The following is a 25,668-nucleotide window of genomic DNA, read 5'->3' as shown; positions in this document are numbered from 1 at the left end:
TGATGTGATAAGGGCGCTTCGCGGCGCATCGAGGACGCCCCTTTTTCACAGGGGCTATGTGGATTAGACATTATTAATGCGTGCGAAACCGGCCGCCAGATCGGCAATCAGATCGTCAACGTCCTCTAATCCGATATGTAGCCTGACGAGTGTGCCGGAAAAATCCACCTTACCCACAGGCCGGATGCGATTGAGTTGCTCTGGCTGATTGGCCAACAACAACGACTCAAAGCCGCCCCATGAGTAAGCCATACTGAAATGCTGCAAATGATCACAGAAAGCGTCCAATTGCGCATCAGACAAACGCTGATCAAACACAAACGAAAAGAGCCCATTGCTGCCTGTAAAATCTCGCGCGAAATAGCGGTGCCCAGGACAATCTGCAAATGCAGGATGGAGCACACTGGCTACTTCGGTTTGCTCATTCAGCCAATTGGCTACCTGTAACGCATTATCCTGATGCTGGGCAAGGCGTACATCCAAGGTTCTCAATCCGCGAGCGGCTTGGTAAGCGGTATCAGGATCGACCGTTTGTCCCATTAAATAGGCGCGCTCGCGCAAGGTCGGCCAGCAGCGCGCATTGGCAACAGCAGTACCTAGCATATTATCCGAATGACCAATAATATACTTGGTCCCAGATTGGATCGAAATATCCACGCCTTGCGTTAACGGTTGATACAAGCGACCTGCTGCCCACGTGTTATCCATCATGATAATCGCATCTGGCGCTCTTTCTCTTACCGCTTGAACGATTGCCGGCGTATCGTGCACTTCCATGGTGTAAGAACCTGGTGACTCTAGAAACACAACGCGTGTATTTGACGTAATACGTTGACCAATCTCCGCACCCTCGAGAGGATCAAAATACTCGGTCGTCACCTGCATATCGGCGAGAATTTTCTGACAAAAATCTTGAGTTGGCTCATACGCCGATCCTGAGACCAAAATGTGGTCACCTGCTTTTACAAACGCGAGAATACTGTTTGCGATGGCCGCCGCACCACAGGGAAAGAGTGCACACCCCGTTCCTTGCTCAAGCTCGGTCATGGCATCTTGAAGCGCAAAATGGGTAGTGGTTCCGCGTCTGCCATAGAACAAGGTTTGCTGGTGACGGTTGGCAATCGCGTGCTTTTTCTCGGCTAATGTATCAAAAACAATTGAAGAGGCGCGCTGTACGACTGGGTTGACCCCACCAAGGGTATAGGCTTTACGGCGTCCGGCATGTATTAGCTGCGTACGACTGTGTTTCTTTTCCATCGTTCACTTCACTCATCCTAGGTTGACTGACTAATAGCCTACGGATTTACATAAAGGCAGTAAAGACATTTAGATGGCCAAATAAAATTTTATGGCATCGATTTGGCTATATGTCATAGCGCTCAGCACTAACTCGTTCAGCCTATTGATACCCGTGTTGACTATTGTTTACAGTACTAAGTAGATCACAATTTCACCATTCTCTCCTAGCACTACCATAAAAACGTATATACATTGTATATCTAAAAGATAGGCGAATTAGCATGGCGAAAAAAGAAAAAACAAAGAAAGATAGCCAGTTACTGATAAGAATCAATAGTGAGCAACGGGATGCATTCTTAGAGGCCTGTGACGAACTGGATACGTCCGCAGCACGGGAAATACGCCGATTTATTAAACAGTTTTTAAAAGACCACGAAACGAATAAATCATCGTGATCACACTTGGGGTGGACATGCCGGCCCCGTCCACAGCATTGAAGCTGTATTGCAGTGGCAAACGCTTCGGCAAATCATCAATAAGGAGAGAAACCATGGCAAAAGCGTCAAAAAAAGATTTGAAAAAATCGATTAAGAAAGCAAAAGCGAAAGTTGCAAAACAGGAAAGCAAGCTGAAGAAGCTCAAAAAGCAACTAAAAAAAGCCTAAATCACAGGCTGATACGCAATAAAAAAGCTCGGCATTGCGACCGAGCTTTTTATTTTTCATGCCATCAACGTCTATTTGTCATGACGAGATACTGAGAGTGTCTCTTACTCCGGCAATATGGGCTCGACCGTAAATCGTCCAACATCAACACCCACGACCTTGACCTGTTCGCCAGCCAGCAATGTACAATCACCGGCGGCCGAGCTGAGTCGCAGTTGCCAAGTGACGCCTGAGTATTTAATCGTCGAAGGCTGCTCTCGGCTCAACGGCTCACTGAGCGTCAATATCAACCCGATAAAATCACTATGACGATTATCCGGACGTCGTCCGCCGCGTTGTAGCTGTTTAAGTGGGCGCCACAGCATGGCAGTTAACAAGCCTGCACCGATCCCAGTACTGCTAAATAACGCCGTAACGGTTTCTGGTACAACACCGACCATCGCCAACAGTCCCACCAAAATGGCAGCAACACCGGTTGCTAACAAAACAATGGTCGATAAGCCAAGCAGCCACACTTCGACGGCTAACAGTAACAAGCCCACAATCACGGTTAATTCTGCGAGGTAGATACTCACACTAAACATCCTGTTTTACGCTTTGCTCTTATTGAGTGTATCAATAATTGTCATCGCTTCTGCAACCACATTCGCTGCACCCGTTCCAGAATCAGGTAACAGTACGACTGAGGACTCTTTGGCAATCGCCTGTTTCGCCTTGATCGCTTTTTCTGCGAGCTCCAACTGGATGGCTTTTTGGCCTTCCTCTGTTATTGCTCGTGTCCCTACGATTTCAAGTGCTTCGGCTTGCGCCTCGGCAACCGCGATAATGGCTTGCGCCTCACCTTCCGCTTGCAAGATTTGCTCAGATTTCTCTGCTTCCGCCGCTAAGACTCGGGCCTGCTTTTGACCTTCAGCAACGTTGATATCCGACTGACGCGCCCCTTCTGACTCAAGAATAACCGCACGCTTCTCTCGTTCAGCCTTCATTTGACGTTCCATGGCATCGAGAACAGAGCGAGGTGGATCGATATCCTTGATTTCGTAACGCAGCACCTGAACGCCCCATGGCTGAGCGGCCTCATTGATGGCAGAGACAATCGCGGTGTTTAAGCTTTCGCGCTCTTCAAACGTTTTATCCAGCTCCATTTTACCCACTTCACTACGCATGGTGGTTTGCGCAAGCTGAGTCACGGAGTACACATAATCATCGACGCCATAGCACGCTTTATACGGATCCAATACCTTGATGTACAAGACACCGTCAACAACGAGCGAAATGTTATCTCGCGTGATCGCGGATTGACTGGGTACATCATATGCTTGTTCTTTTAATGTTCTGGTATAACCAATACGATCGATAAATGGCACGATGAAATTGAGACCCGCTTCCATCGTCTTGTAATACTTACCAAATCGCTCTACAACATAAGCCGTGTTTTGTGGCACAAACTTAATCGCACCGCGTAGTACCACGATCACTAAGACCGCCAGCACTACCCAGACGCCAATAAAACTCGACGTTTCTAAAAAAATCGTATCCATGGAGAAGCCCTATCACTGCGGGTCACAATCATGACTCGCATAAACAAACACAAACGCGCGCACACAAGTGTTTACGGCGTTACTCATCGCGTTTTATGATACGTTATTGTCAGCATAAAAAGACATCATCCAACGGTTAATTTGACACTCCTCGCAATCTAGATCGCTTTTCTATGAGGCTCTTTGCGTCGATACAACACAGTTATCAGGCCATGCTCTCATTTTCACAACAAGCTCACACAAAGTTGCCTCTTTCATCCGCAAAATAGATTTACCTCACACTCTTTTGGGTGTATTCTCGATAATGTTCAACCGTGTTGGTTGACGAACTATTGGTCGTAGACACACCATGTTGCAACCAATGGTAAACTGACGCGCAAATAACGCGTGGTCCTGTTGAAGCTGCTTGGCAGCTTTGATAATCGGAAATTTATGCAGCAATTGAATATAGATACATCGAAACACCCTACCGCTAGGCTGGAAAGTTAGTTGTCCTGAAGATATTCGCTACATTTGCCCATAGAGTCGATTAACGGCACTCGCGTCACTGCAACACCTAGTTAATATATTCAGGAGACACCATGTCCAAAGCTAATGGTTCCGTTAAGTGGTTTAACGAAGAGAAAGGTTTCGGTTTTATCCAGCAAGAGAACGGTCCAGACGTATTCGTTCACTTCCGTGCTATCGTTGGTGAAGGCTTCCGCACACTAGCAGAAGGCCAACAGGTTGAGTTCGATATCGAGCAAGGTCAGAAAGGCCCACAGGCTGCGAACGTCGTTCGTCTGTAAGCCAAACCAAATTTAAGAGAAAGGCGCCCAGTTGGGCGCCTTTTTTGTCGCTATCATTTGTGCTTTAGTCTACCCCATCATTTTTTAAACGAAACCTCATCAAGGTCGCATTCCTTTCACACTCGCTATAGACGCTCTCGCCACCATCCACTAGGCTGAAAACATAGACATTGTCAGGAGGACGTATGCTATCTCCGTGTTTAATTGTTGACGATCATGAAATGATTCGTGACACCATTGGATTGATGGCCCAAGCACTTGGTATTAAGTCGGTGATCACGGCCGCAGATGGTGCGGAAGCGATATCAAAGGCGTACCATGAAGAGCCCAATCTGATCATTACCGACTTACAAATGGATCCCATTGACGGGTTGGAAATGTTACGCCTCATGCGGAGCGGCCGCTATCATTTGCGTCATGACACGCCCATTATCATTTTAACCGCTAACGCATCTCAGGCAGTGATCAGCGAGTGCATTCGCTATGACGTCGATGCTTTTATGGTTAAACCGGTGAAAAAACAAGATCTAGAAAACCGTGTCAAGCAGCTCTCTAAACAGACCAAAGCTAAAAAGCCCCCCAAATTTTACTTTGAGATGTATCAGTCAGACCCCGCCAAATCAACGGATTTTGAGCATAACGGGGCCATCGTCTTTACCGAAGAAGAGCAGCAGAAAATAGAAGGCATCAACGAACCACAAGGCGAAGCGCAACCTGGCCTGACGTCAAAAGAGCCATCCATGCCCTCACCCAAGGGAGAGTCGAAAGATCGAAAATTCATTCGATGGCAAGAAAAGTATACAGTGGGGGATCCATCATTGGATGAGAGTAACAAGCAACTGCTCTCTATCATCAACGATACGTATGAGGCCATTGCCTATCACCATGAGGACGAGACTAAGACGGATTTTGAGGCCCTCGCGCAACGCTTTCGTGACTATATCGACACTCACTTTCAGCTAGAGGAAGATATTCTCGAAGCACGCGCCTACCCCAAATACAAAGAGCATGCTGCGATTCATCAACGCCTCGCCCGGCAAGCGCAATATGTGCTGCTACAGTGCCAAGCCGACCCAGAGCTATACCGCTCTGAATTCTTTAAGTTTTTGCGTTATTGGTGGATTCACCATGTCGTTCGTGAAGATACTCAGTATCGCGATTTTTTACTGCAAGGTCCTTAATACGTGAGAGTGTACCTACATTGTCTTCCAAGACGGCCTTTCTAGGGCCGTCAGGCATACCTTCAGCCCATCCCCTCGATGTGGGAACCTGCCCACACCTTTAGGCCAGTAAATGTTACTCCTCAAAACACTTACTTTCACAAAAAATTTAACAATAAATAAATTCATATATTTCATAAACTTAATTATAGATGACAAGTCCAACAGTAAAATATGGGGTTGATAAACCAAATTCATCGCCTATTATATAAAACGAATTCGTTAGAGCACAAAACAATTATGTGGCGATCAAAAACGACAGACACGGCAGTACTTGAATCCAAGGTACGTGACCGTAAACAGACCCAGACCAACACGAAGTTTGTGTTTCGTAAGCCAGCCATCAAGGATGGCGGCAACATCTATCGATTAATCACGCAGTGCCCACCGTTGGATGTGAACTCCGCTTATTGCAACTTCCTACAGGCGACACACTTTAAAGAGACCTGTGTCGTTGCAGAGCGAGAGGGTGATGTACAAGGCTTTATCTCGGGCTACATTCGCCCTGAGCAGCCAGACACCTTTTTTGTCTGGCAGGTTGCAGTGTCACCCAAAGCGCGTGGTGAAGGGCTTGCCCTCTCGATGATCGAAGCGCTGATGGCACGTAAAGTCTCAAGCAATATTCGCTTCATCGAAACCACAATCACAGAAGACAACGCCGGATCTTGGGCGCTGTTTAAAAAGGTAGACCGCCTCTACGGTACAGGTGGTCAGCGCTCCGTGTTCCTCGACGAACAGGAGCATTTCAACGGTGAACATGACACCGAATACCTTTTCCGAATTCCACTCAAAAAATAACAGGATGAGTTATGGATATCTTTAAATCGCAGGAGTCAAATGTTCAATGTTACGCCAACAACTTCCCCGTTGTGTTTGAAAGCGCTAAGGGTTGCTGGATCACGGGCGTAGACGGCAAGCGCTACCTCGATTTTCTTGCTGGCGCCGGCTCGCTCAACTACGGGCATAACAACCCAATGTTGAAAAAAGCACTGATCGAGTACATCGAGAAAGATGGCATTACACACGGCCTGGATATGTACACAGGTGCAAAAGCACGCTTTCTCGAAGTATTTAAAGAGCACATCTTGGCACCGCGTGAGTTGGACTATAAGTTCCAATTCACTGGTCCAACAGGCACCAACGCAGTTGAAGCGGCAATGAAGCTTGCTCGTAAAGTAACAGGCCGCGCAAATATTGTGTCTTTCACCAACGGCTTCCACGGCTGTACATATGGTGCATTGGCAGTGACGGGTAATCATCATCACCGCGGTGGTGGCGGCATCCCTGTCAACAACGCTGTGACACGTCTTCCGTATGATGGCTATGCAGACGTTGATGGTTTAACTTTGTTCGAAACCATGCTTAATGACGCATCAAGTGGTCTAACAGGCGGTGATAAACCTGCTGCCGTGCTTCTTGAAGTCGTCCAAGGCGAAGGTGGCCTAAACGCAGCCTCTAATGAGTGGTTGCAGCGCCTGCAAGACATTTGTAAGGCACACGATATCTTGATGATCGTAGATGACATCCAGGCTGGTTGTGGCCGTACGGGTACGTTCTTCAGCTTTGAACCATCAGGCATTAAGCCCGATATTGTGACGCTGTCCAAATCAATTGGTGGTTATGGCCTGCCAATGGCTGTGGTCCTACTAAAACCTGAGCTGGATCAATGGGCACCGGGTGAGCACAACGGTACATTCCGTGGTAACAACCACGCGTTTGTGACTGCCGCGGAAGCGATTGACACATACTGGCGTGATGATCAATTCCAAACGCATATTCAAGAACGTGCCGATCAATTGAACAAAGTGTTGCAAGAGATGCTTAACAAGCACGGTGATCTTTTTGAGACCATCAAAGGCCGCGGTTTGATGCAAGGCATTGCGTGCCAAAATGGTGATATTTCAGATGAGATCTCCAGCCTGTGTTTTGACAATGGCATGATTATCGAGACCGCGGGTCCAGATGATGAAGTCATCAAATTCTTCTCGCCACTGACAGTCAGTGAAGCAGAGATGGAAAAAGGCCTGCAGATCTTCGTTAAATCTGTTGAGCAGTATAAAAAACAGAAGCTCAAGAAAGCATCGTAATCGCGAAGACGGCGATCCCCGCTTAACGAAGAGACGTTGAAGGAATAAACATGATTGTTCGTACATTAGAAGAATGCCAGAAAACTGAACGCCGTGTGGTGGCTGAAAACTGGGAAAGCGTACGCATGCTGCTACGCGATGATAATATGGGATTTTCTTTCCATATTACCACCATCTATGCCAACACTGACACGCACATTCACTACCAGAACCACTTAGAGTCTGTGTATTGCATGTCGGGTGAAGGTGAAATTGAAACCACGGATGACGGCAAGGTTTATCCTATTAAACCTGGCACACTGTATATCCTAGACAAACATGACGAACACCAGCTTCGTGCTAACAAAGGTGTTGATATGGTCATGGCCTGTGTGTTCAACCCACCTATTACTGGGCAGGAAACGCACGACGAGAACGGTGTTTATCCATTAGTCGATTAACCGTCATGGGGCAGCCGGATGCTGCCCCTGTAAACCCAATCGACTCCCTAATTCATAAAAGCCCACAAGGAGCTCACATGAATCATACCGTTGAAAAGATCGGCGGTACGTCGATGTCAGCCTACGACGCTGTCATGGATAATATCTTTTTGTACCCGTCAAACCCGTACAACCGCATTTTTGTCGTTTCTGCTTACGCTGGCATCACGGATGCATTGCTGGAGTGTAAGCGTTCGGGTAAGCCCGGCATTTATCGCCTTCTCGCGGCAAATAACCCTAAATGGCGTGATGCGATGGACGAGTTAGAGCAACGTATGCTGCTCATTAACAGCAATATGTTCCCCGATCCTGTATACCGTGAGCGTGCTGATAACTTTATCCGCCAACGCATGGAAAAAGCACATAGCTGTATCGAAGGTATACTCGAAACCTGTAACTATGGGCAGTTTTCTCTGGAAAGCTATCTACCACAAATTCGTGAGTTCCTCTCCTCTATCGGCGAGGCGCACAGTGCGCACAACTCAACGCTACTGCTCGAAAGTGTGGGAATTAACTCACGATTTGTTGACCTCTCTGGTTGGGATAACCCCGATGAAGGCAAAGGCGACCTCAACACGGTGATCGCCAATGCTATGGAAGACATTGACTTCAGTACTGAGCTGCCCATCGTTACCGGCTACGTCTATTGTGATGAAGGTCTGATGAAGACCTATGACCGTGGTTACAGTGAAATGACATTCAGCCGGATTGCCGTGTTAACCAAAGCAAGTAGCGCGGTGATCCACAAAGAATATCACCTAAGCAGTGCCGACCCTCGCATTGTAGGTCCAGAGCGTGTACAGCCAATGGGCCTCAGTAACTACGATGTGGCTGACCAGCTTGCTAACTTAGGGATGGAAGCCATCCACCCGAATGCAGCCTCTGGTATGCGCGCTGTGGGTATCGAATTGGTCGTGAAAAACACCTTCGAGCCTGAGCACGCGGGTACGGTGATCTCTCACAAATATCGTCCAAAAGACAAAGAGATCGAGATCATCGCCGGTCGAGATAAGGTGCTAGCTCTCCACATCTTTGACCAATCAATGGTTGGGCATGTTGATCAGGTCAGCTATGACGTGATGGAAATCATTCGCGAAGAGAACGTGCAGCTCATCAGTAAAGAGATGAATGCCAACTCAATTACCTACTACTTAGACGGCAAGACAGCCAGTCAAGATAAGGTGATTAATCGTGTTGAGAAGCTCTACCCGAAAGCGAAGATTACGGGTGAAATGGTCGCACTGATTTCTGTCATTGGTAGTCGTATCGACTCAAACCAAACCATGAGCAAGGGTATGCTGGCGTTGCTTGACGCAGAAATAAACCCTAAAGCGGCTCACTCATCGATGCGCGATGTGGACGTGCAATACGTAGTACTTGATAAGTTCTACCACGCGTCGATCTGCGCCCTACACGCTTGTTTTATCGAAGAGCCTACGCCTAAGCCAACCATTCGGGCCGCTTAAGACCCTGGTGCATATGACAAGCGAAAAACCATACCCCCTTACCTAAGGGGGTTTTTTAGTTTTATAAGCTAGCCTAAACCCCCTCCTTGCGATTAAAAACCAACTTAATCACCTCTCAATGTTGATAAAGTCTAACTAAACGGTAAAATTCCGCACTTTATCTTGATAGCTGTAGTGCCTTTATGATCGATCCCAATATGCTCCCCGTTTATTTAACCGCGGTTGTCGCACTTTTGCTGGTGCCCGGACCGGATATGTTGCTAATCGTGAGCGCAAGTCTCAGCTATGGCAGACGGGTTGGTATGGCCGCAAGTTTGGGTAATGCAACGTCAGGATTGATCCTTACCGTGTTAGCCGCAACCGGCGTATCGGCCATGATTGCGATGTCGCCAACGGCCTTAACCATTCTGCAATGCGTGGGGGCAGCGTATTTACTCAAAATGAGTGTCGATACGTGGCGCGCCCGTCCAACAGACAGCGCCGAGCTCGCTCATCATCAAGGCATGGGCAAATACCTCTATAAACGCGCGGTCATGACCAACCTATTGAACCCAAAGGCGTTACTGTTTTTTGTGTTGTTTTTACCGCAGTTTATCTCGCATCAAATTCAAGCCTCGTCCAGCACGCAATTACTAACGCTTGGTCTTCTCCTCAACCTATTAGGGCTCGCGTTTAATCTGCTTTTAGTGGCAATAGTCGGCAAGCTTGGCAGTGCAATGCTCACCAATACCCGTGTCCAAATGTATCAGCATAAAATCATGGCATTGGTTTTTGCGGCACTCGCAGTCTGGCTTTTTACCCAACAGTCGTTGTAATCCATCCACTTAGCTGGGTAAAAAACCGACGAACCAGACGTTGAGCGATAAAAAGTCAGACAGTTGTCTGATATATTATACCGCTGTCAGTCGTATAACTGACTTTGGTTCGTTGGTGGCGTCTAACGCCCTTGCCTTTATCGGATGGATTCGGTCACGTGTTTAATCTTCACCTTCCCACACTGACTCTGGCTTACATCAGTGTGTTCTGGCTACTCACCATTGGCGTTTTGTTGATTGGGTGGCAGTTTAATCAGCACAAAGATATCAAGCTTTGGGGACTGGCTTGTCTGCTGATCTCAACGGGCACGTCGGTGTATAACATTGGCAATGTCACCGAAACGTCGGGGCTCGTCTGGATTGGCACCACAGCCGCGATCTGCTCTCATATTCTGGTGTGGTTAGGCACGCAATCCTTCGTGGGCACGTCCTCGTCGTGGCGGACGGCTTCGCTGGCAGCACTCTTGGGTGTAGGGGTTTATACACTGATTCTTGCCAATCATATTCCGCTTGCGCTCCGTATTACTTGGTACTGTGCGTTCTACGTGGCAATGCACCTTGCGGTTTTAAAACTCATTGTTGAGAGTCCAGAGAGAAAGCGGATAGGTTTTACTCTCTATGCATCCGTGCTCTTCCTCTTACTGATACTTTATGGACTTCGTGCCTACTTCGCCTTTGACACACCGATGGAAAACACCGGCCTATCTCAACGTTATATCGCCGTGTATTACTTGATCTTAATGGCCGAGTTCGTCAAGTTTATGACCTTCATTTACCTTTGTTTTGAGCGACTGGAGTACACACTTTGTCAACTTGCACTCCGTGACACTCTGACACAGCTTCCGAATCGACGCGCCTTTATGACGCAATCCGCACAGTGTCTCCTTTCTAACCAGCCGAATGCCCTTATCCTTGCTGATTTGGATAACTTCAAAAGTATTAATGATGTATATGGTCACCTTGCTGGCGATCAGGTATTGGTCGCTTTCAGCCAACACTTAGAACGGATCACCCAACAAGAAGGGGCGTTTTGCGCCAGAACGGGAGGTGAAGAATTTATTTTGCTACTCAGTGGCCAGTCTGTGCGTCGCGTACAAGAAATAGCGCTACAGCTGAAACGACAAATCGAGGCATGCCAGGTGACGACCGAACATGGCCATCACATCCAGTTTACGGTGAGTATCGGCGTCGGCATCAAGCGCCAAATGCAATATGTTGCGATGAACCAGTTATTTGAGTGCGCAGATACGGCTTTATATGAAGCCAAGGCCCGCGGGCGAAACCGTGTAGAATTTGCGTTAACTGAACATCGTGATGCGCCCTCCAGTGTGTCACCAACATCCAACCAATCGCCCATCAGCCAAGAAACTGATAATCCTTCTCTGCCTAAACGTTATCTCGAGCGTCAATCTTTGTCATAATAGGCGTTCAGCCCGTAATAGGAGAACGTGTAATGGATGAGAACACCGCCACGCTACTGAATCTGCGTGTCATTGAAGTCAGCGACTATCAACCCTTAGCAGAGTTGATGGATCTCGTCTTCCCGGATGTCGGCGGTGCTTGGCCTAAGAGCACGATCATGCAACTGGTCACCGCTTTCCCGGATGGCCAGATATGCATTGAAGATAATGGAAAAATCGTCGCCGCCGCGTTAACGCTAAAAGTATCCTACAACCGCTTTTCACTGCCGCATACCTATGCCGACATTATCACGGATGACGGTGTGGTATTCCACGACGCAAAAGGGGATGCACTGTATGGCCTCGACGTGTTTGTACACCCTGATTATCGTGGCCATCGCCTTGGCCGTCGACTTTACGAAGCGAGAAAAGATCTGTGTCAGGCGCTGAACCTAAAAGCGATCCTCGCCGGCGGCCGTATACCTGGTTATCACAAACACAATGATGTTTCGGTGACGGATTATATTAATAAAGTCAGAAGAAAAGAGATTCACGACCCGATCCTTTCTTTCCAGCTATCTAATGACTTTGATGTTAAGCGTTTGATGAATCGCTATTTGCCCGAAGACGATAAGTCGGCGGGCTATGCCACACTGTTGGAGTGGGATAACTTCTTCTATGAAGAAGATGCATCCTCCGTGCATGATATTGAAAAAACCATCGTCCGCCTCGGGGTCGTGCAATGGCAGATGCGTCATGTGCTCTCAGTGGATGATCTTTTGAATCAGGCCGAATTCTTTGTCTCATCCTTAGCCAACTACCAGTCAGATTTCGCGCTCTTTCCCGAGTTTTTCTGTGCACCATTGATGGGGCTTGCACCTGATAAGCGCTCCGTCGAGGCAATTCGCTTTCTCAGTGAATTTACCCAGGCGATTAAGCAACGTTTTTCGCAATTGGCCGTCACCTACAACATCAATATTATCGCTGGCAGTATGCCCGTGTTGGAAAATAGCAAACTGTATAACGTCTCCTATTTAATGCACCGCGACGGTAGCATTGATGAGCAATACAAAATCCATATTACGCCTCACGAACAACGTGACTGGGTGATCGATGGCGGGGATACGGTCAAAGTCATTGAAACCGACGCGGGCCGGGTTGGTATTCTCACCTGCTATGACGCCGAGTTTCCTGAGTTGGGGCGTATTCTTGCTGAGCAAGGTGTACAGATCCTATTCGTGCCCTTTTGGACCGATACCAAGAACGGTTATTTACGCGTGCGCCTTTGTGCTCAAGCACGAGCGATTGAAAACGAGTGTTATGTCGCGATCGGCGGCAGCGTGGGCAACCTTCCTCGGGTAGATAATGTGGACATCCAGTACGCTGAGTCTGCGGTATTTTCACCCTCGGATGTCTATTTTCCGCACGATGCGACACTCGCGGAAGCCAATGCCAATACCGAGATGATGATTTTTGCAGACGTCGATTTAGACAAGCTCAAAATGCTGCATGAACGAGGTTCGGTAACGAATTTGAAACACCGCAGGCCCAAGCTCTATGCCAGCCATTTAAGCCAAGAGTAGCCTTAATACAGCCCTGCCGAATGCGGGGCTTTTATTCGTAAGCAGGAGACAAAAAGACTAGATTTCCATGCACTCTTGCCAAAAGCTTCTATCCTTACTCAACAGACTGCTTGTTTTTTAGCCAATGTGGCGTTGAGGTGAGATCATGAAGCTCAAATATAAAATGCTAGTCAGCTTACTGGGTGTGGGTTGCCTCCCCGCGTTAATCATTAGCTTGCTTTCTCTTCATACCGCCTCGTCGTCACTCGAGCATCAAACGTTTAGTCAGCTTGAAGCGTTGAGAGAGGTAAAAAAATCAGCGGTCACACGCTATTTCCAAACCGCTGAAGGGCAGATAATTACCACCGCGGAAACCCCTTCCGTGTCCAACGCCATGGCCAGCATGATTGATGCCATGGACACACTTCCTTCTCGTACCGCCCAAACACGTTCACAACTGACCAGCTATTATCAGCGTCACCTCATTGACCCACTTGATGAGATCAGCACAGAATCACTCCCCAAGGCGAGAGATTTGGTGAACAACCTAACGCCACAAGTAGTGGCGCTACAACAAGCCTACTTAGTCGACAACCTTTATCCCATGGGAGAAAAAGGCGCATACCAAACCAGTGGCCAATTACCTCAGTACGATCAAGCTCACCAAGCCATCCATCCCTATCTACGTGATGTTCAGGAAAAGTTTGGCTACTACGACATCTTTATGATCGAAGCAAGCCAAGGACACATCCTTTACTCCGCCTCCAAAGAACTTGATTTCGGCACGTCGCTAACAACAGGTCTGTTTAATACCTCTGGCTTGGCCGACGCTTTCCGTCAAGCGAAAACCTTAGCGGATGGCGATACCGTGATTATTGACTTTTCGCCCTACACAGCCTCGAGCAACGCGCCGGCAGGGTTTATGGCATCGCCGATTTATCACAACGGTAGCGTGATTGGCGTGCTCGCCTATCAATTCCCGATAGATAAGCTCAGTGCCATTATGGCAGAGCGAGATGGACTGGGAAACACAGGCGAAACCTATCTCGTTGGCCCTGATAACTTGATGCGATCAGACTCCTTCTTAGATGCCGAGCATCGATCGGTCTTCGCCTCATTTATGCACCCCGCACAAGGTCGCGTTGAGACGCTTGCCGTTGAGCGTGCGATGCAAGGCGAAACAGGCATTGATGTCATTAACGATTACAACGGTAACCCCGTACTCTCTGCCTACGCACCGCTAACCGTCAGTGGACTCAGCTGGGCAATCATTGCGGAAATGGACGTCAAAGAGGCGTTTGCAGCACTCAACGAACTACAAGGACTCATCGTCACCGTGTTGGTAATTGCGGTGGCCATGATCGCAGTCACTGCCATTCTGTTAACACGTTCGGTTACCCGCCCGATAGGTGGCGAACCGGCTGAGATGGCCAAGATAGTACAAACGATTGCCGACGGCGATCTAAGAGTAAGCTTTGACGCTAGCCCCAACGCAACGGGGATCTATCGCTCCATGCGTGCGATGGCAACAAACCTCACCACCATGGTGTGCGATATTATTGGCGCCACTAACCAACAAGCAGCAGCGGCAGAGCAATTATCCTCCTCGAGCGTGCAAACACTCACTAACTTTGAAGCCCAAAACGCACGAACAGAACAAGTGGCGGCGGCAATGGAAGAAATGACGGCCACTGCCAATCAAATTTCCTCCAGCTCCGCCTCGACAGCCGATGCCACCGAAAAGGCGCGTTCACTTATCCATAGCGGAGACCAACAAGTGACCGAGTCTGTCGATGCGATGCAAGATCTTGTCACGCGTCTCAATCACGCCAAAGAAAAAACGGATGCGCTCGGGCAAAGCGCTGAGGATATCTCCAGCATATTGCAAACTATTGGCCAAATTGCTGATCAAACCAACCTGTTAGCATTGAACGCTGCCATCGAAGCGGCACGCGCGGGTGAGCAAGGTCGCGGCTTTGCCGTCGTCGCCGACGAGGTGCGAACGCTGTCGCAAAGCACGCAACAAGCCACAAGCGAAATCACACAGCTAATTGAAAACCTTCAGCACAATTCCAACACCACGACGCAGGCTATCTCAGAGAGTGCGACGACCGCCAACTATGTGTCGGAACGTGCAGAAGCAAGCTTATCATCGCTCAAACAAGCGGTGAACGCGGTGGACGAAATTGCAGACATGGCGATGCAAATGGCCAGTGCCTCAGAAGAGCAGTCTCTCGTGGCAACTGAAATCAATCAGAACTTAGAAGAAATTAACACCATGACCGGTGAAAACCGTCAAGCCATGGACCAAATCACTCAAGCCACACACAACCTCAGCAAGCTGTCTCATACACTAAAAGGTCACACGCAAAAATTTCAGTGCAAACAAGCTTAATTGAGCGGCATAACGTGCTCTGAGTACTAATCGCACTGACTTTGTTCAAGGTCAGTGCATTTACTGGTGTAAAGGATCACTCTCTTGGTAGAATCAACCCGTTTCTGCGTAAGCGTTATTAAGAGAGATTCCGAATGGGACGAAGTTTTGAAGTTCGTAAAGCGTCAATGGCGAAAACCCAGGGCGCGAAAATTAAGGTTTATTCAAAGTACGGTAAAGAGATTTACGTATGTGCTAAAAATGGCGGCTCGGATCCTGAGAGCAATCTATCACTGCGTCGTTTGATTGAGAAAGCGAAAAAAGATCAGGTTCCAGGTCATGTGATCGACAAAGCGCTTGATAAAGCCAATGGCACAGGTGGCGAAAACTATGAAGTGGCGCGTTATGAAGGCTTTGGGCCTGGCAGCTGCGCGGTGATTGTTGATTGCTTAACGGATAATAACAGCCGTACTTATATGGACGTACGCCAGTGCTTTGTGAAAAACGATGCGAAAATTGGCACGCCCGGTGCGGTGTCTCATATGTTTGAGCACCAAGCTGTTTTCCAGTTTAAAGGAGATGATGAGGAAGGCACGCTTGAAGCCTTGGTCATGGCTGATGTGGATGTGTCAGACATCGAAGTAGACGAGGGTATCATTACAATTTTTGCCCCTCACACAGAGTTTTTCAAAGTGAAAAATGCGCTAAGTGACTATCTTGGCGACACGCCGATTGATCTTGAAGAGATCACCTTTGTGCCTCAAATCGACACTCAGGTCAGCGGCGAGGATGTTGAACGTTTTGAAAAGTTCCTCGATATGCTTAACGACTGCGACGACGTCCAAAATGTCTACCACAACGCAGAGCTAATCTAAGCACAATAACTAAGCGCCATGTCATCATGGCGCCTTATCGCTCACCCAGTTGCGTGAGTAGCATTTGCGAAAATAACGCCCAGTTTTGACGAAATCTATCATCCCCCTGCAGTACATAACTTTGCAAACCAGCACCAAGGAAAAAGGCATCCACGACACGAATTGCCGTATCAATCTGATGCTGCGGAATCTTCCCCTGATAAAAATACTCAATCGCACGCGTGTATTCCGTTAAACCATGTTGAGAAAAGCGCTGAATAGCCACCCTAAACTGTTCATCAAATAAGGCTTGGGTTGTAAAGCTATACATCGCTTTCATCGCATAAGGCTCACATTGCATGGTGAGGTACAAGGTATCCCCTGTCACTTCGAGATAACTCTCAAAATCATCAAAATTTGCAGGCTCGGCCACAGCAAGAAACATAGAGATTAATTCATCAACCGCTGCATATTTGACGGCATCAAGGTTGTCAAAATGATGATACAGCGCCCCTTTGCTGATTCCGGCTTTCTTCCCTAATTTTGTTGCCGTTAATGCAGCAAGCCCTTCATTTCCAACGATTTCTAGCGTTGTCGAAAGAATGTGTTGGCGCATAGCACGCGACGCAATTTCGTTTTTGTTCATCGTTTTTTGATCAAAAGTGAAAGTCCAGATGAAAAAATAAAACATACCGAATGTTCATTCAAATTTTTTCGGGCAAAATGTGACCGATAACCGAATGATTTCTCAACACGGAAGCGTCGGAAGAAAAAAGAGGATGAAAGTGGGTGTTGTAAAATAACAGAACAAGGCTCAAAGACAGGTTCAAACGCAATGGCTACAATGAATAGAGGCAGAACTGATAAGAGGTTAAGTAAGTGATGAAAAGAGTGTGGGCGTTGCTGTTAACACTAGCGGTTGCATGGCCGGTGAGCGCTAAGACCACGTATGTGGTTGGCGTACAGAGTTTTTCACAGTATTACCCGTATTCAGCCTACTCTAACCGTAACTATTCTGGCTTTAACCGAGAGCTGTTGGATATGTTTGCCAATGAATACCACTACCGTTTCGTCTACAAAGCGCTTCCCCTAAGACGCCTTTACCACCGCTTTGTCGAGGGCGCTGTCGATCTGAAATATCCAGACAGTCCAGATTGGAGCCCAGACATTAAAAAAAAGGTCCGTGTGACATACAGTGATCCTGTGGTGAGCTACACGGATGGCGTCATGGTTATTGACCAACACTATGGCCGGCCTTTGGATGAATTCCGTTTTCTCGGTGTGGTAGCCGGATTCACTCCCCACCCTTATCAATCACGTATCAGCGCCGGAAAAATACGTGTCGATGAAAGCTATCAATATGATTCGCTGTTAATGAAGGTAATCAGTGGTCGCGTTGATGGCGGCTACGCCAATATTGACGTCGCACAGTTTTATCTTGACCAAATGGGCCTCAAAAAAGGCTCGGTAAAGTTTGATGATACCCTCCCACATGTGAAAGGAACTCGTCACCTTTCAACAATTCACTATCCAAAACTGATTAAAGAATTTAACCAATTTTTAGCCGATAACCAAGCCAAGATTACTGAACTAAAAGCACGTTATGGGCTTGAGTGATTGAGGTTTATTTCTTCATTTCAGTCCACAGTGCTGTATACTCGACACGCCATTTCAGGCAGGATGATGCGGTTGAATCAGAGAGAGAAGAGTTGCTTTGCGTAATCAGCTTATCAGTTTAGATTTGTTTTATGCCATTGAGCACCTTATGCCCGGAAAGCGCACTGCCGCGTTATTCCGTCGGTCAATTAAACACCTCCCCGTGACCACTTTGGCGCTTACCCATTACGACTCCGCTGCAGGGCTTCAGCTCGCATTATTCCGTCATTGCCGTAACTATGTGGCTTTTACACAAGGCAAGCCCATTTCGCCTGATTTTGATTTCTCTGGTACCGCCGAGCAAATATTGGCTGCCGAATCAGTGATGAAAGCCTTTATTCGTGGCGCCTACTGGTGGGTGGAATATCATATGAGTCTGTATCGTGACGATTGGAGCCAAGAGCAGTCTCAACGTTGGTTAAAGGATTTACGTTTGCTGGTACAAGTCATTATCGGTGTCGGGAACTGTACCAATGCTGAATTTTTGATCACACACCGAGGCCCTATCCAAGCCCTGACTTACGATACACACCTCGAGCCTTTTCTCACCAATTATTAATCATCCAGGCACGCGCCGAGATCCCAGTTTGTCTATTGATTGATCATCCCACACTGCTTTCGCTATTTCGTCACGTTTATTCGCTAGCCTAGGCCCATGACGATGACACAAGGTTCACCATGAAGCGATTAAAGCGGTATCAATACGAGCGGTATGCCATTTTATGCCGCGCCTCTTATCCTACCTTTTTTAATCACACGCAATACGGCTTCAGTCCGAATGGACGACGTGATATTTACGACCGCTGGGGGCGCTGTATTATTCGTGTACTCTGGCGAGATGATGACGATGTGGTGGTGGTATTTCGCGGCTCGCAAACCTTGTGGGACTGGCTAGTAAATTGTGCCTGTGGTCCTAAGCGTATTCGCATGGCTAACACTTATTGTTACGTACACTGGGGGTTTCACTACTTACTGACACAAAAAAGTTTACCCTGGCAACAGCACAAGCGTCGTTACCAAGCTATGACCACGAGCCAGTTTGCTGATGTTGCACAAGCGGCGGATATGGCTTCCTTAGACGGCGATACGGTGCTCGATAAACTCTGCTCCGCCCTGTCGCCTTTGGTTCAGGCCAACAAAAAAGTCTCTTTTATTGGTCATTCGTCAGGCGGCGCGATGGCGGTTATTGCCGCGGCGATGCTTCAACCACAAATGGGCAGTGCTATTAAACGCATCGTCACCTTTGGTCAGCCTGCCGCTGGTATGTGGCGTTTTAAGCGGCATTATCCCTTTCATACCAAAACTTATCGTATCTGTTGTGATGTCGACATCATTACCTTCTTACCCGGGATTCCTTTTCTGTATTGGCATGTCGGTCGGCTTCTATGGCTACATGAGAACAAAATCTATACCGACACGTCGTCACTGATTCGCGTGCTCAGGGTTTTATTTAGCTGGCTCGCACGCCCCATCGCGTATCATTACATGGATAAATACATCCGACGCAAAGATTACTTTGACCAACACTAATTGGCCTGTACCAACCAATACGTGATCTTGATACCAGCTTCCTTCACTGTCCCGAGACTGTCACCCAGCAGTCACCCCGTTTTCATATTGCCTCGCCACACTTTCGACCGGCTTTGCGATGCACTTTTTGGCGCATCGCTATCACCTAAATCATAAATACGATAACGAACAGAAAGGAATAATTGTCGTGAGCAAGCATATTGACCAACGTCCGCTGGACGCAGAACCCGAATTCAATCGCTTTATTGATGCCGCCGTAAGTCGTCGCCGCTTTTTACAAGGCGCGGGCGCCGCTAGTACGGTCGCTTTTTTTGCCGCTAACCCTGTTGCCAAAGCAGTGGCTGGCAGCATGAGCAAAAGTGAACTGATAGGCTTTGACGCAATCCCAACCTCAACCGCTGATACAGTCAAGGTGCCTGCTGGCTATAAGGCAGACGTACTGGTGTCTTGGGGCGATCCTATCTTTACTAATGCGCCTGCTTTTTCGCAACAAAACAATGCCGATGCGCAAGCTCAGCAGTTTGGCGACAACAACGATGGCATGACATTTTTCCCGCTCGCCAATGATCGCGCCCTGCTCGCGGTCAATAACGAGTATATCAACGATGAGTATTTGTTTACGCACGGTGGAGAAAACATCTCAGCCGATGATGCGCGCAAATCGCAAGCGGCGCATGGCGTCTCTTTGGTCGAACTCAAAAAAGTCGATGGTCGCTGGACAATCAATCCGCAAGGTCGCTTAAACCGTCGTATTACCGCTTATACAGAAATGGCAATGACAGGTCCCGCCGCCGGCCATTCACTGCTCAAAACCGCGGCTGATCCGTCGGGTAAATTGATCCTCGGCACTTTTAACAATTGTGCCAACGGCGAAACGCCTTGGGGCACCTATCTGACCTGTGAAGAAAACTTTAATGGCTATTTTGCTAGCGAAAAAACCGTCACCTTGGGCAAAACCTATCAGCGCTACGGCATCAGCGATACCGATTGGGGATACGATTGGTACAAGCACGACGAGCGCTTTGATGTCGCCAAGCACCCCAATGAGCCCCACCGCTTCGGCTGGGTGGTCGAAATTGACCCTATGGACCCCAATTCGACCCCGAAAAAGCGCAGTGCACTGGGTCGTTTTAAGCACGAAAATGCCGCGCTAACGGTCAATGATGATGGGCATGTTGTCGTGTATATGGGCGATGATGAACGTGGCGAGCACCTATATAAATTTGTCTCTGAGGGAAAATACGATCCGAGTAAAGGTAGCGCTAATCGCGATTTGCTCGAGAACGGTACCTTATATGTCGCCAAATTTACCGGCAGCGACGACGAGCTCAAAGGTCAAGGGGAGTGGTTAGAGCTCACCTTTGGTAAAAATGGCCTGACCCCAGAAAATGGCTTTCCCGACCAAGCCAGCGTGCTCATTTTTGCCCGCGAAGCCGCGACGCAAGTGGGTGCAACCACCATGGATCGTCCTGAGTGGGTCGCCGTGCACGCCGACAACAAGCATGTCTTCTGCACCCTCACCAATAACAAGTACCGTGGCGTGAAAGACAGCCAACCATTAAATGCGGCCAACCCACGCACCAAAAACCCGTATGGCCATATTATTCGCTGGGCACCGACCCAAGGCGATCATACTCAGCCTACTTTTGAGTGGGACATTTTCGTGATGGCCGGCCATCCTGAAAAGCAATCTGGATTGATGGCGGGTACCGATAACATTAATAAAGACAACATGTTTAACAGCCCAGATGGTATCGGCTTTGATCGTGCCGGTCGTCTTTGGATTCAAACCGACGGTGATTACTCCAACGAGGGAGACTTCGCTGGCATGGGCAATAACCAAATGCTGTGTGCCGACACGCAAACGGGGGAAATTCGTCGCTTCCTTACCGGGCCAACATCGTGTGAGATCACGGGACTGACCTTTACCCCTGACTCACGCACTATGTTTGTGGGTGTACAACACCCAGGCGCCCATTTCCCTGCAGGCGGTGACGCCATTCCTCGCTCTTCGGTCATCATGATCACCAAAGAAGACGGTGGCGTAATCGGTACTTAACCCTTCATCGTCCAATGCTCTAAGCCTTACTTTGTTAAAACAGCCCAGCCCTTGCCAACGCAAGGGCTTTTTCTCTCCTTACCTCTCAATTGAGTCGCTCAATTTTTATACGCCACTGCCAACTATTAACTATATTTATAAAGGGAATATGTAACGATCGTGCACCAAACTGTGTCCAGCGCGTTGATAAAGTGACGTAATTGAATATAAATCAAAACGTTGGCGTGATGCAGTTGCCGAGGAGAGCCGACAGCATGGCGACAGAGACACAAGTCACCGAGACACAAGGAACGGTTGCTGCCGTTCAACCTGATGGCCAAGTGCGTCAGATAGAGGCAAATCAAACGGTTTCGACGGGAGAGCTCGTCACCGCGGTGGGCAACGAGCCCGCCTCAGTGCGCCTTGAGAATGGTGTCGATACCAACCTCGCCTTATCTGCCTTGCTTGTCGGCGAAGATGAAGACGATACGCTGGTACAAGATTTACCTGAGGATGTGCTTGAAATCATTGAAGCCATCCAACGCGGTGAAGATCCCAATGCGATTGAAGATGCCGCCACCGCAGCCGGTGCAGCGGCCTCAGGTTCTGCGATCACGGCCATGGCAATCATTGAAGCGAACGGCCGTATTGGCGAGATCATTGCGGGTTTCCAAACTGAGGGCATTACCAACCCCGATGGTGGCATTACCGACGAACAGCTTTTTGCTCTAACCGCACTAAGATTGGCAAGTGCTGACGCCGTATTCCCTGCCGCAGATACCAATGAAGCGCCGAGCGCCGAATCGCTCACCTTCAGTATCGACGAAGATCAACCCCTGGTGCTAACGCCCAATCAAATACTGCAGCAAATCAACGATCCAGACGGCGATATCCTCACCATTGTTTCCATCACCAGTGGCAATCCAGATGTCGAAATCGACGAAGATGAGTCTGGTAATATCGTCATCACACCACCGCCCAATTTCAATGGCGATCTTGATCTCACAGTCATTGTTTCCGATGGCCAAGCAGAAACCCCGTCCGATATCACGGTCACCGTGAATCCCGTCAACGATGCTCCGACGCTGCAATTTTCTGCCATATCGGTCACTGAGGATGCGGTCGCGGCCGGCGATACCGTCGGCACTGTAACGGCGACGGATATAGAAGACGATGTCCTCACCCTATCGTTGACTGACGGTGGACAAAACTATGTCGAGTTGCAGGGTAATAATGTTGTTCTCACTCAGGCAGGCGTCGATGCAATCAATAACGATGCACTAGATATCGCCTCGCTGACATTTACAATCACCGCCTCAGACGGCGAAGCGAGCACCTCTCAAACCTTCACCTCAGCAGTGGAACGTATTGACGATCCCGCATCCATCACAGGTGATACCTCAGGCACGCTCTCGGAGGGGGAAATCGATGGCTCTGATGGAAGTTTGATAGCCAGAGACTCGGTTTCCGGTACCTTGTCGATCACCGATCCGGACGATAGCCCAACGTGGATCGATAGCACGCAATCCGGCCAGTATGGTGAGCTCGTCTTCACCAATGGCAACTGGACCTACACCGCAGACAGCGATGCTGTGCAATCTCTTAGCGAGGGTGATGCGGTTTCGGATAACTTCACTGTGACTGCATCAGACGGCAGCAGCCAAGTGATCGCGATAACTATCACAGGTACAAATGATGATCCTGTGATTAGCGGCCAAACCCTTGGCGATGTTGTCGAAGACAGCATTTTAGAAGCGACAGGATCTCTCAGTATTTCGGATGCAGATGGTAACAATGCGCCGAGCTTTTCCGATGGCAATGTGTCCGGTCAGTACGGTGAGTTATCACTGATGAATGGTACTTGGACTTATACGCTGGATAACAACAGCAGTCTTGTTCAAGGTTTAGACGCCGGCGATCAAGTGACGGACACCATCACCCTCACTGCAAGCGATAATACACAGCAAGATATTGTCATCACGATTACAGGGACCGACGATGCGCCAGAAGTGAGTGGTGAGTTTGTTGGCTCAGTCACCGAAGGTGACGAAGGCGATGCGGTCACTGCCACCGGCACCATTGCGATCAGTGATGTCGATAGTGGCGACACGCCAACCTTTGCCAATACCACAGCGTCTAGCACTTATGGCTCGTTGGAGCTAGTAGATGGTGCTTGGACCTACACCCTCGATCAATCTGCCGTGCAGAATTTAGATGCCGGTGATGAGGTGACCGACACCATCACCCTCACCGCAAGCGATAACACGCAACAAGATATTGTCATCACCATTACGGGGACCGACGATGCGCCAGAAGTGAGTGGTGAGTTTGTAGGTTCTGTCACCGAAGGTGACGTGGGCGATACCGCAGTAACTGCCACGGGAACCATCGCGATCAGTGATGTGGATGGCGACGATACGCCCACCTTCGCCAATACCACTGAGACGGGGACTTATGGTTCGATCGAGCTAGTAGACGGTGATTGGACGTATACGCTTGATCAAGACAGCGTGCAGGATTTAGATGCTGGCGATCAAGTGACCGACACCATTACTCTCACCGCCTCTGATGGCACCCAGCAAGCTATTGTCATCACCATTACTGGTAGTGAGGATACGCCAGAAGTGACTGGTAGCTTTATCGGTTCCGTGACCGAGGGCAATGTGGGCGATGCGCCTGTAACTGCAAGTGGCACACTTTCAATCAGTGACGTTGATGGCGACGATAATCCCACCTTTGCCAATACTACAGAGACCGGTACCTATGGCTCGCTAGAGCTGGTCAATGGAAGCTGGACTTACACCCTTGATCAGTCTGCGGTGCAGAATTTGGATGCCGGCGATCAAGTTACCGACACCATTACCCTGACAGCAAGCGATAACACCCAACAAGATATTGTCATCACCATTACCGGTAGCGAGGACCTACCTGAAGTCACCGGTGAGTTTATTGGTTCCGTGAACGAAGGCAACGAAGGTGATGCACCTGTCACTGCCACGGGCACCATTGCGATCAGTGATGTTGATGACGGCGATAATCCGACCTTTGCCGATGTTACACAGGCTGGCACTTACGGCTCTCTGGAGCTAGTAGATGGTGCTTGGACCTACACCCTCGATCAGAGCTCAGTGCAGGATTTAGATGCCGGTGATGAGGTGACAGACACCATCACCCTCACTGCAAGCGATAACACGCAACAAAATATTGTCATCACGATTACGGGGACAGAGGATGCCCCTGAAGTAAGTGGTGAGTTTGTAGGTTCTGTCACCGAAGGCAACGTGGGCGATGCCCCTGTCACTGCCACGGGTACCCTTGCGATCAGGGATGTTGATGACGGCGATAACCCGACCTTTGCGAATACTACTGAAGCGGGGACTTATGGCTCGCTAGACCTAGTTAACGGCAACTGGACCTACACCCTCGATCAGTCTGCCGTGCAGAATTTAGATGCCGGTGATGAGGTGACCGACACCATCACCCTCACCGCAAGCGATAACACACAACAAGATATTGTTATCACCATTACCGGCACCGATGACTTACCTGAAGTCACCGGTAGCTTTACCGGCTCAGTGACCGAAGGTGACGCGGGCGATACCGCGGTAACTGCCACGGGTACCATTGCGATCAGTGATGTGGATAGCGACGATAATCCCACCTTTGCCAATACTACAGAGACCGGTACCTATGGCTCGCTAGAGCTGGTCAACGGCAATTGGACTTACACCCTCGATCAGTCTGCCGTACAGAACTTGGATGCCGGTGATCAGGTGACCGACACCATCACCCTCACCGCAAGCGATAACACACAACAAGATATTGTTATCACCATTACCGGCACCGACGACTTACCTGAAGTCACCGGTAGCTTTACCGGCTCAGTGACCGAAGGTGACGAAGGCGATGCGGTCACTGCTCAGTGACCGAAGGTGACGAAGGCGATGCGGTCACT

Annotated in this window: 21 protein-coding genes; 17 read left to right on the top strand and 4 right to left on the bottom strand. The window is 48.8% G+C overall.

Annotation, left to right across the window (positions count from 1 at the left end; genetic code table 11):
• Positions 1–63: 63 nt before the first annotated feature.
• Positions 64–1,257, bottom strand: coding sequence for a cystathionine beta-lyase (metC, locus tag BZG20_RS12985; protein ID WP_077579275.1), 1,194 nt, complete (start codon positions 1,255–1,257; stop codon positions 64–66).
• A gap of 263 nt (positions 1,258–1,520) precedes the next feature.
• On the opposite strand from metC, the gene BZG20_RS16090 reads away from it, so the two are divergent.
• On the top strand, positions 1,521–1,694 hold the full coding sequence (locus BZG20_RS16090; protein WP_167369758.1) for a hypothetical protein: 174 nt from the start codon (positions 1,521–1,523) through the stop codon (positions 1,692–1,694).
• A 313-nt stretch (positions 1,695–2,007) separates the two neighbouring features.
• Here BZG20_RS16090 and BZG20_RS12980 read toward each other — a convergent pair whose 3' ends face one another.
• The gene (locus BZG20_RS12980) at positions 2,008–2,487 is read right to left on the bottom strand and encodes an NfeD family protein (protein WP_046075978.1); all 480 of its coding nucleotides are present in this window, start codon (positions 2,485–2,487) and stop codon (positions 2,008–2,010) included.
• A 6-nt stretch (positions 2,488–2,493) separates the two neighbouring features.
• Entirely contained in the window at positions 2,494–3,444 is a 951-nt protein-coding gene (locus BZG20_RS12975; protein ID WP_046075979.1) for a slipin family protein, read from the bottom strand.
• A 581-nt stretch (positions 3,445–4,025) separates the two neighbouring features.
• Here BZG20_RS12975 and BZG20_RS12970 point away from each other — a divergent pair.
• The 11 genes from BZG20_RS12970 (at position 4,026) to BZG20_RS12920 (ending at position 16,510) form a co-directional block, all read left to right on the top strand.
• Entirely contained in the window at positions 4,026–4,232 is a 207-nt protein-coding gene (locus BZG20_RS12970) for a cold-shock protein (protein WP_025744354.1), read from the top strand.
• Between the two features lie 185 nt (positions 4,233–4,417).
• Positions 4,418–5,413 (top strand): bacteriohemerythrin, encoded by a 996-nt coding sequence (locus tag BZG20_RS12965; protein WP_046075980.1) that lies wholly within the window; start codon positions 4,418–4,420, stop codon positions 5,411–5,413.
• 279 nt (positions 5,414–5,692) lie between these two features.
• The gene (ectA, locus tag BZG20_RS12960) at positions 5,693–6,250 is read left to right on the top strand and encodes a diaminobutyrate acetyltransferase (RefSeq protein WP_046075982.1); all 558 of its coding nucleotides are present in this window, start codon (positions 5,693–5,695) and stop codon (positions 6,248–6,250) included.
• A gap of 11 nt (positions 6,251–6,261) precedes the next feature.
• Complete coding sequence (gene ectB, locus BZG20_RS12955) at positions 6,262–7,539, top strand: diaminobutyrate--2-oxoglutarate transaminase (RefSeq protein ID WP_077579274.1); 1,278 nt, start codon at positions 6,262–6,264, stop codon at positions 7,537–7,539.
• A gap of 50 nt (positions 7,540–7,589) precedes the next feature.
• Positions 7,590–7,979 (top strand): ectoine synthase, encoded by a 390-nt coding sequence (locus BZG20_RS12950; RefSeq protein ID WP_046075984.1) that lies wholly within the window; start codon positions 7,590–7,592, stop codon positions 7,977–7,979.
• A gap of 77 nt (positions 7,980–8,056) precedes the next feature.
• Positions 8,057–9,484, top strand: coding sequence for an aspartate kinase (locus tag BZG20_RS12945; protein ID WP_046075985.1), 1,428 nt, complete (start codon positions 8,057–8,059; stop codon positions 9,482–9,484).
• A gap of 182 nt (positions 9,485–9,666) precedes the next feature.
• Complete coding sequence (locus tag BZG20_RS12940; RefSeq protein WP_077579273.1) at positions 9,667–10,299, top strand: LysE family translocator; 633 nt, start codon at positions 9,667–9,669, stop codon at positions 10,297–10,299.
• A gap of 158 nt (positions 10,300–10,457) precedes the next feature.
• Entirely contained in the window at positions 10,458–11,720 is a 1,263-nt protein-coding gene (locus BZG20_RS12935) for a GGDEF domain-containing protein (RefSeq protein ID WP_052708153.1), read from the top strand.
• Between the two features lie 32 nt (positions 11,721–11,752).
• Positions 11,753–13,282, top strand: coding sequence for a bifunctional GNAT family N-acetyltransferase/carbon-nitrogen hydrolase family protein (locus BZG20_RS12930; RefSeq protein ID WP_077579272.1), 1,530 nt, complete (start codon positions 11,753–11,755; stop codon positions 13,280–13,282).
• A 145-nt stretch (positions 13,283–13,427) separates the two neighbouring features.
• Positions 13,428–15,656 (top strand): methyl-accepting chemotaxis protein, encoded by a 2,229-nt coding sequence (locus BZG20_RS12925; RefSeq protein ID WP_077579271.1) that lies wholly within the window; start codon positions 13,428–13,430, stop codon positions 15,654–15,656.
• A 134-nt stretch (positions 15,657–15,790) separates the two neighbouring features.
• On the top strand, positions 15,791–16,510 hold the full coding sequence (locus BZG20_RS12920; RefSeq protein ID WP_077579270.1) for a YebC/PmpR family DNA-binding transcriptional regulator: 720 nt from the start codon (positions 15,791–15,793) through the stop codon (positions 16,508–16,510).
• Positions 16,511–16,544: 34 nt separating this feature from the next.
• On the opposite strand, the gene BZG20_RS12915 is transcribed toward BZG20_RS12920, so the two are convergent.
• Positions 16,545–17,180 (bottom strand): TetR/AcrR family transcriptional regulator, encoded by a 636-nt coding sequence (locus BZG20_RS12915; RefSeq protein WP_052708154.1) that lies wholly within the window; start codon positions 17,178–17,180, stop codon positions 16,545–16,547.
• Between the two features lie 191 nt (positions 17,181–17,371).
• Here BZG20_RS12915 and BZG20_RS12910 point away from each other — a divergent pair, with 191 nt between their 5' ends.
• The 5 genes from BZG20_RS12910 (at position 17,372) to BZG20_RS12890 (ending at position 25,639) form a co-directional block, all read left to right on the top strand.
• Positions 17,372–18,106, top strand: a complete 735-nt coding sequence (locus BZG20_RS12910; RefSeq protein ID WP_077579269.1) for a transporter substrate-binding domain-containing protein — start codon at positions 17,372–17,374, stop codon at positions 18,104–18,106.
• Positions 18,107–18,203: 97 nt separating this feature from the next.
• Complete coding sequence (locus tag BZG20_RS12905; protein ID WP_046075991.1) at positions 18,204–18,704, top strand: hypothetical protein; 501 nt, start codon at positions 18,204–18,206, stop codon at positions 18,702–18,704.
• Positions 18,705–18,823: 119 nt separating this feature from the next.
• Positions 18,824–19,675, top strand: coding sequence for an Mbeg1-like protein (locus BZG20_RS12900; protein WP_046075992.1), 852 nt, complete (start codon positions 18,824–18,826; stop codon positions 19,673–19,675).
• Between the two features lie 178 nt (positions 19,676–19,853).
• The gene (locus BZG20_RS12895) at positions 19,854–21,734 is read left to right on the top strand and encodes a PhoX family phosphatase (protein ID WP_108743432.1); all 1,881 of its coding nucleotides are present in this window, start codon (positions 19,854–19,856) and stop codon (positions 21,732–21,734) included.
• Positions 21,735–21,988: 254 nt separating this feature from the next.
• Positions 21,989–25,639: a VCBS domain-containing protein gene (locus tag BZG20_RS12890; protein ID WP_198531489.1), complete on the top strand. Its 3,651-nt coding sequence runs from the start codon at positions 21,989–21,991 to the stop codon at positions 25,637–25,639.
• Positions 25,640–25,668 lie beyond the last annotated feature (29 nt).

This window comes from Salinivibrio sp. IB868 (assembly GCF_001995655.1).
Classification (GTDB): Bacteria; Pseudomonadota; Gammaproteobacteria; order Enterobacterales; family Vibrionaceae; genus Salinivibrio; species Salinivibrio siamensis.
Note: the sequence above shows the minus strand (reverse complement) of the source record. Positions and strands in the feature narration are given on the sequence as shown.

What these genes read in the sequence shown, in the direction of transcription:
- BZG20_RS12910 (WP_077579269.1), top strand. Translation starts at nt 17,372, where the DNA reads ATGAAAAGAGTGTGGGCGTTGCTGTTAACACTAGCGGTTGCATGGCCG.
- BZG20_RS12925 (WP_077579271.1), top strand. Translation starts at nt 13,428, where the DNA reads ATGAAGCTCAAATATAAAATGCTAGTCAGCTTACTGGGTGTGGGTTGC.
- BZG20_RS12945 (WP_046075985.1), top strand. Translation starts at nt 8,057, where the DNA reads ATGAATCATACCGTTGAAAAGATCGGCGGTACGTCGATGTCAGCCTAC.
- BZG20_RS12980 (WP_046075978.1), bottom strand. Translation starts at nt 2,487, where the DNA reads ATGTTTAGTGTGAGTATCTACCTCGCAGAATTAACCGTGATTGTGGGC.
- BZG20_RS12890 (WP_198531489.1), top strand. Translation starts at nt 21,989, where the DNA reads ATGGCGACAGAGACACAAGTCACCGAGACACAAGGAACGGTTGCTGCC.
- metC (WP_077579275.1), bottom strand. Translation starts at nt 1,257, where the DNA reads ATGGAAAAGAAACACAGTCGTACGCAGCTAATACATGCCGGACGCCGT.
- ectB (WP_077579274.1), top strand. Translation starts at nt 6,262, where the DNA reads ATGGATATCTTTAAATCGCAGGAGTCAAATGTTCAATGTTACGCCAAC.
- BZG20_RS12930 (WP_077579272.1), top strand. Translation starts at nt 11,753, where the DNA reads ATGGATGAGAACACCGCCACGCTACTGAATCTGCGTGTCATTGAAGTC.
- BZG20_RS16090 (WP_167369758.1), top strand. Translation starts at nt 1,521, where the DNA reads ATGGCGAAAAAAGAAAAAACAAAGAAAGATAGCCAGTTACTGATAAGA.
- BZG20_RS12975 (WP_046075979.1), bottom strand. Translation starts at nt 3,444, where the DNA reads ATGGATACGATTTTTTTAGAAACGTCGAGTTTTATTGGCGTCTGGGTA.
- ectA (WP_046075982.1), top strand. Translation starts at nt 5,693, where the DNA reads ATGTGGCGATCAAAAACGACAGACACGGCAGTACTTGAATCCAAGGTA.
- BZG20_RS12915 (WP_052708154.1), bottom strand. Translation starts at nt 17,180, where the DNA reads ATGTTTTATTTTTTCATCTGGACTTTCACTTTTGATCAAAAAACGATG.
- BZG20_RS12970 (WP_025744354.1), top strand. Translation starts at nt 4,026, where the DNA reads ATGTCCAAAGCTAATGGTTCCGTTAAGTGGTTTAACGAAGAGAAAGGT.
- BZG20_RS12965 (WP_046075980.1), top strand. Translation starts at nt 4,418, where the DNA reads ATGCTATCTCCGTGTTTAATTGTTGACGATCATGAAATGATTCGTGAC.
- BZG20_RS12920 (WP_077579270.1), top strand. Translation starts at nt 15,791, where the DNA reads ATGGGACGAAGTTTTGAAGTTCGTAAAGCGTCAATGGCGAAAACCCAG.
- BZG20_RS12900 (WP_046075992.1), top strand. Translation starts at nt 18,824, where the DNA reads ATGAAGCGATTAAAGCGGTATCAATACGAGCGGTATGCCATTTTATGC.
- BZG20_RS12950 (WP_046075984.1), top strand. Translation starts at nt 7,590, where the DNA reads ATGATTGTTCGTACATTAGAAGAATGCCAGAAAACTGAACGCCGTGTG.
- BZG20_RS12940 (WP_077579273.1), top strand. Translation starts at nt 9,667, where the DNA reads ATGATCGATCCCAATATGCTCCCCGTTTATTTAACCGCGGTTGTCGCA.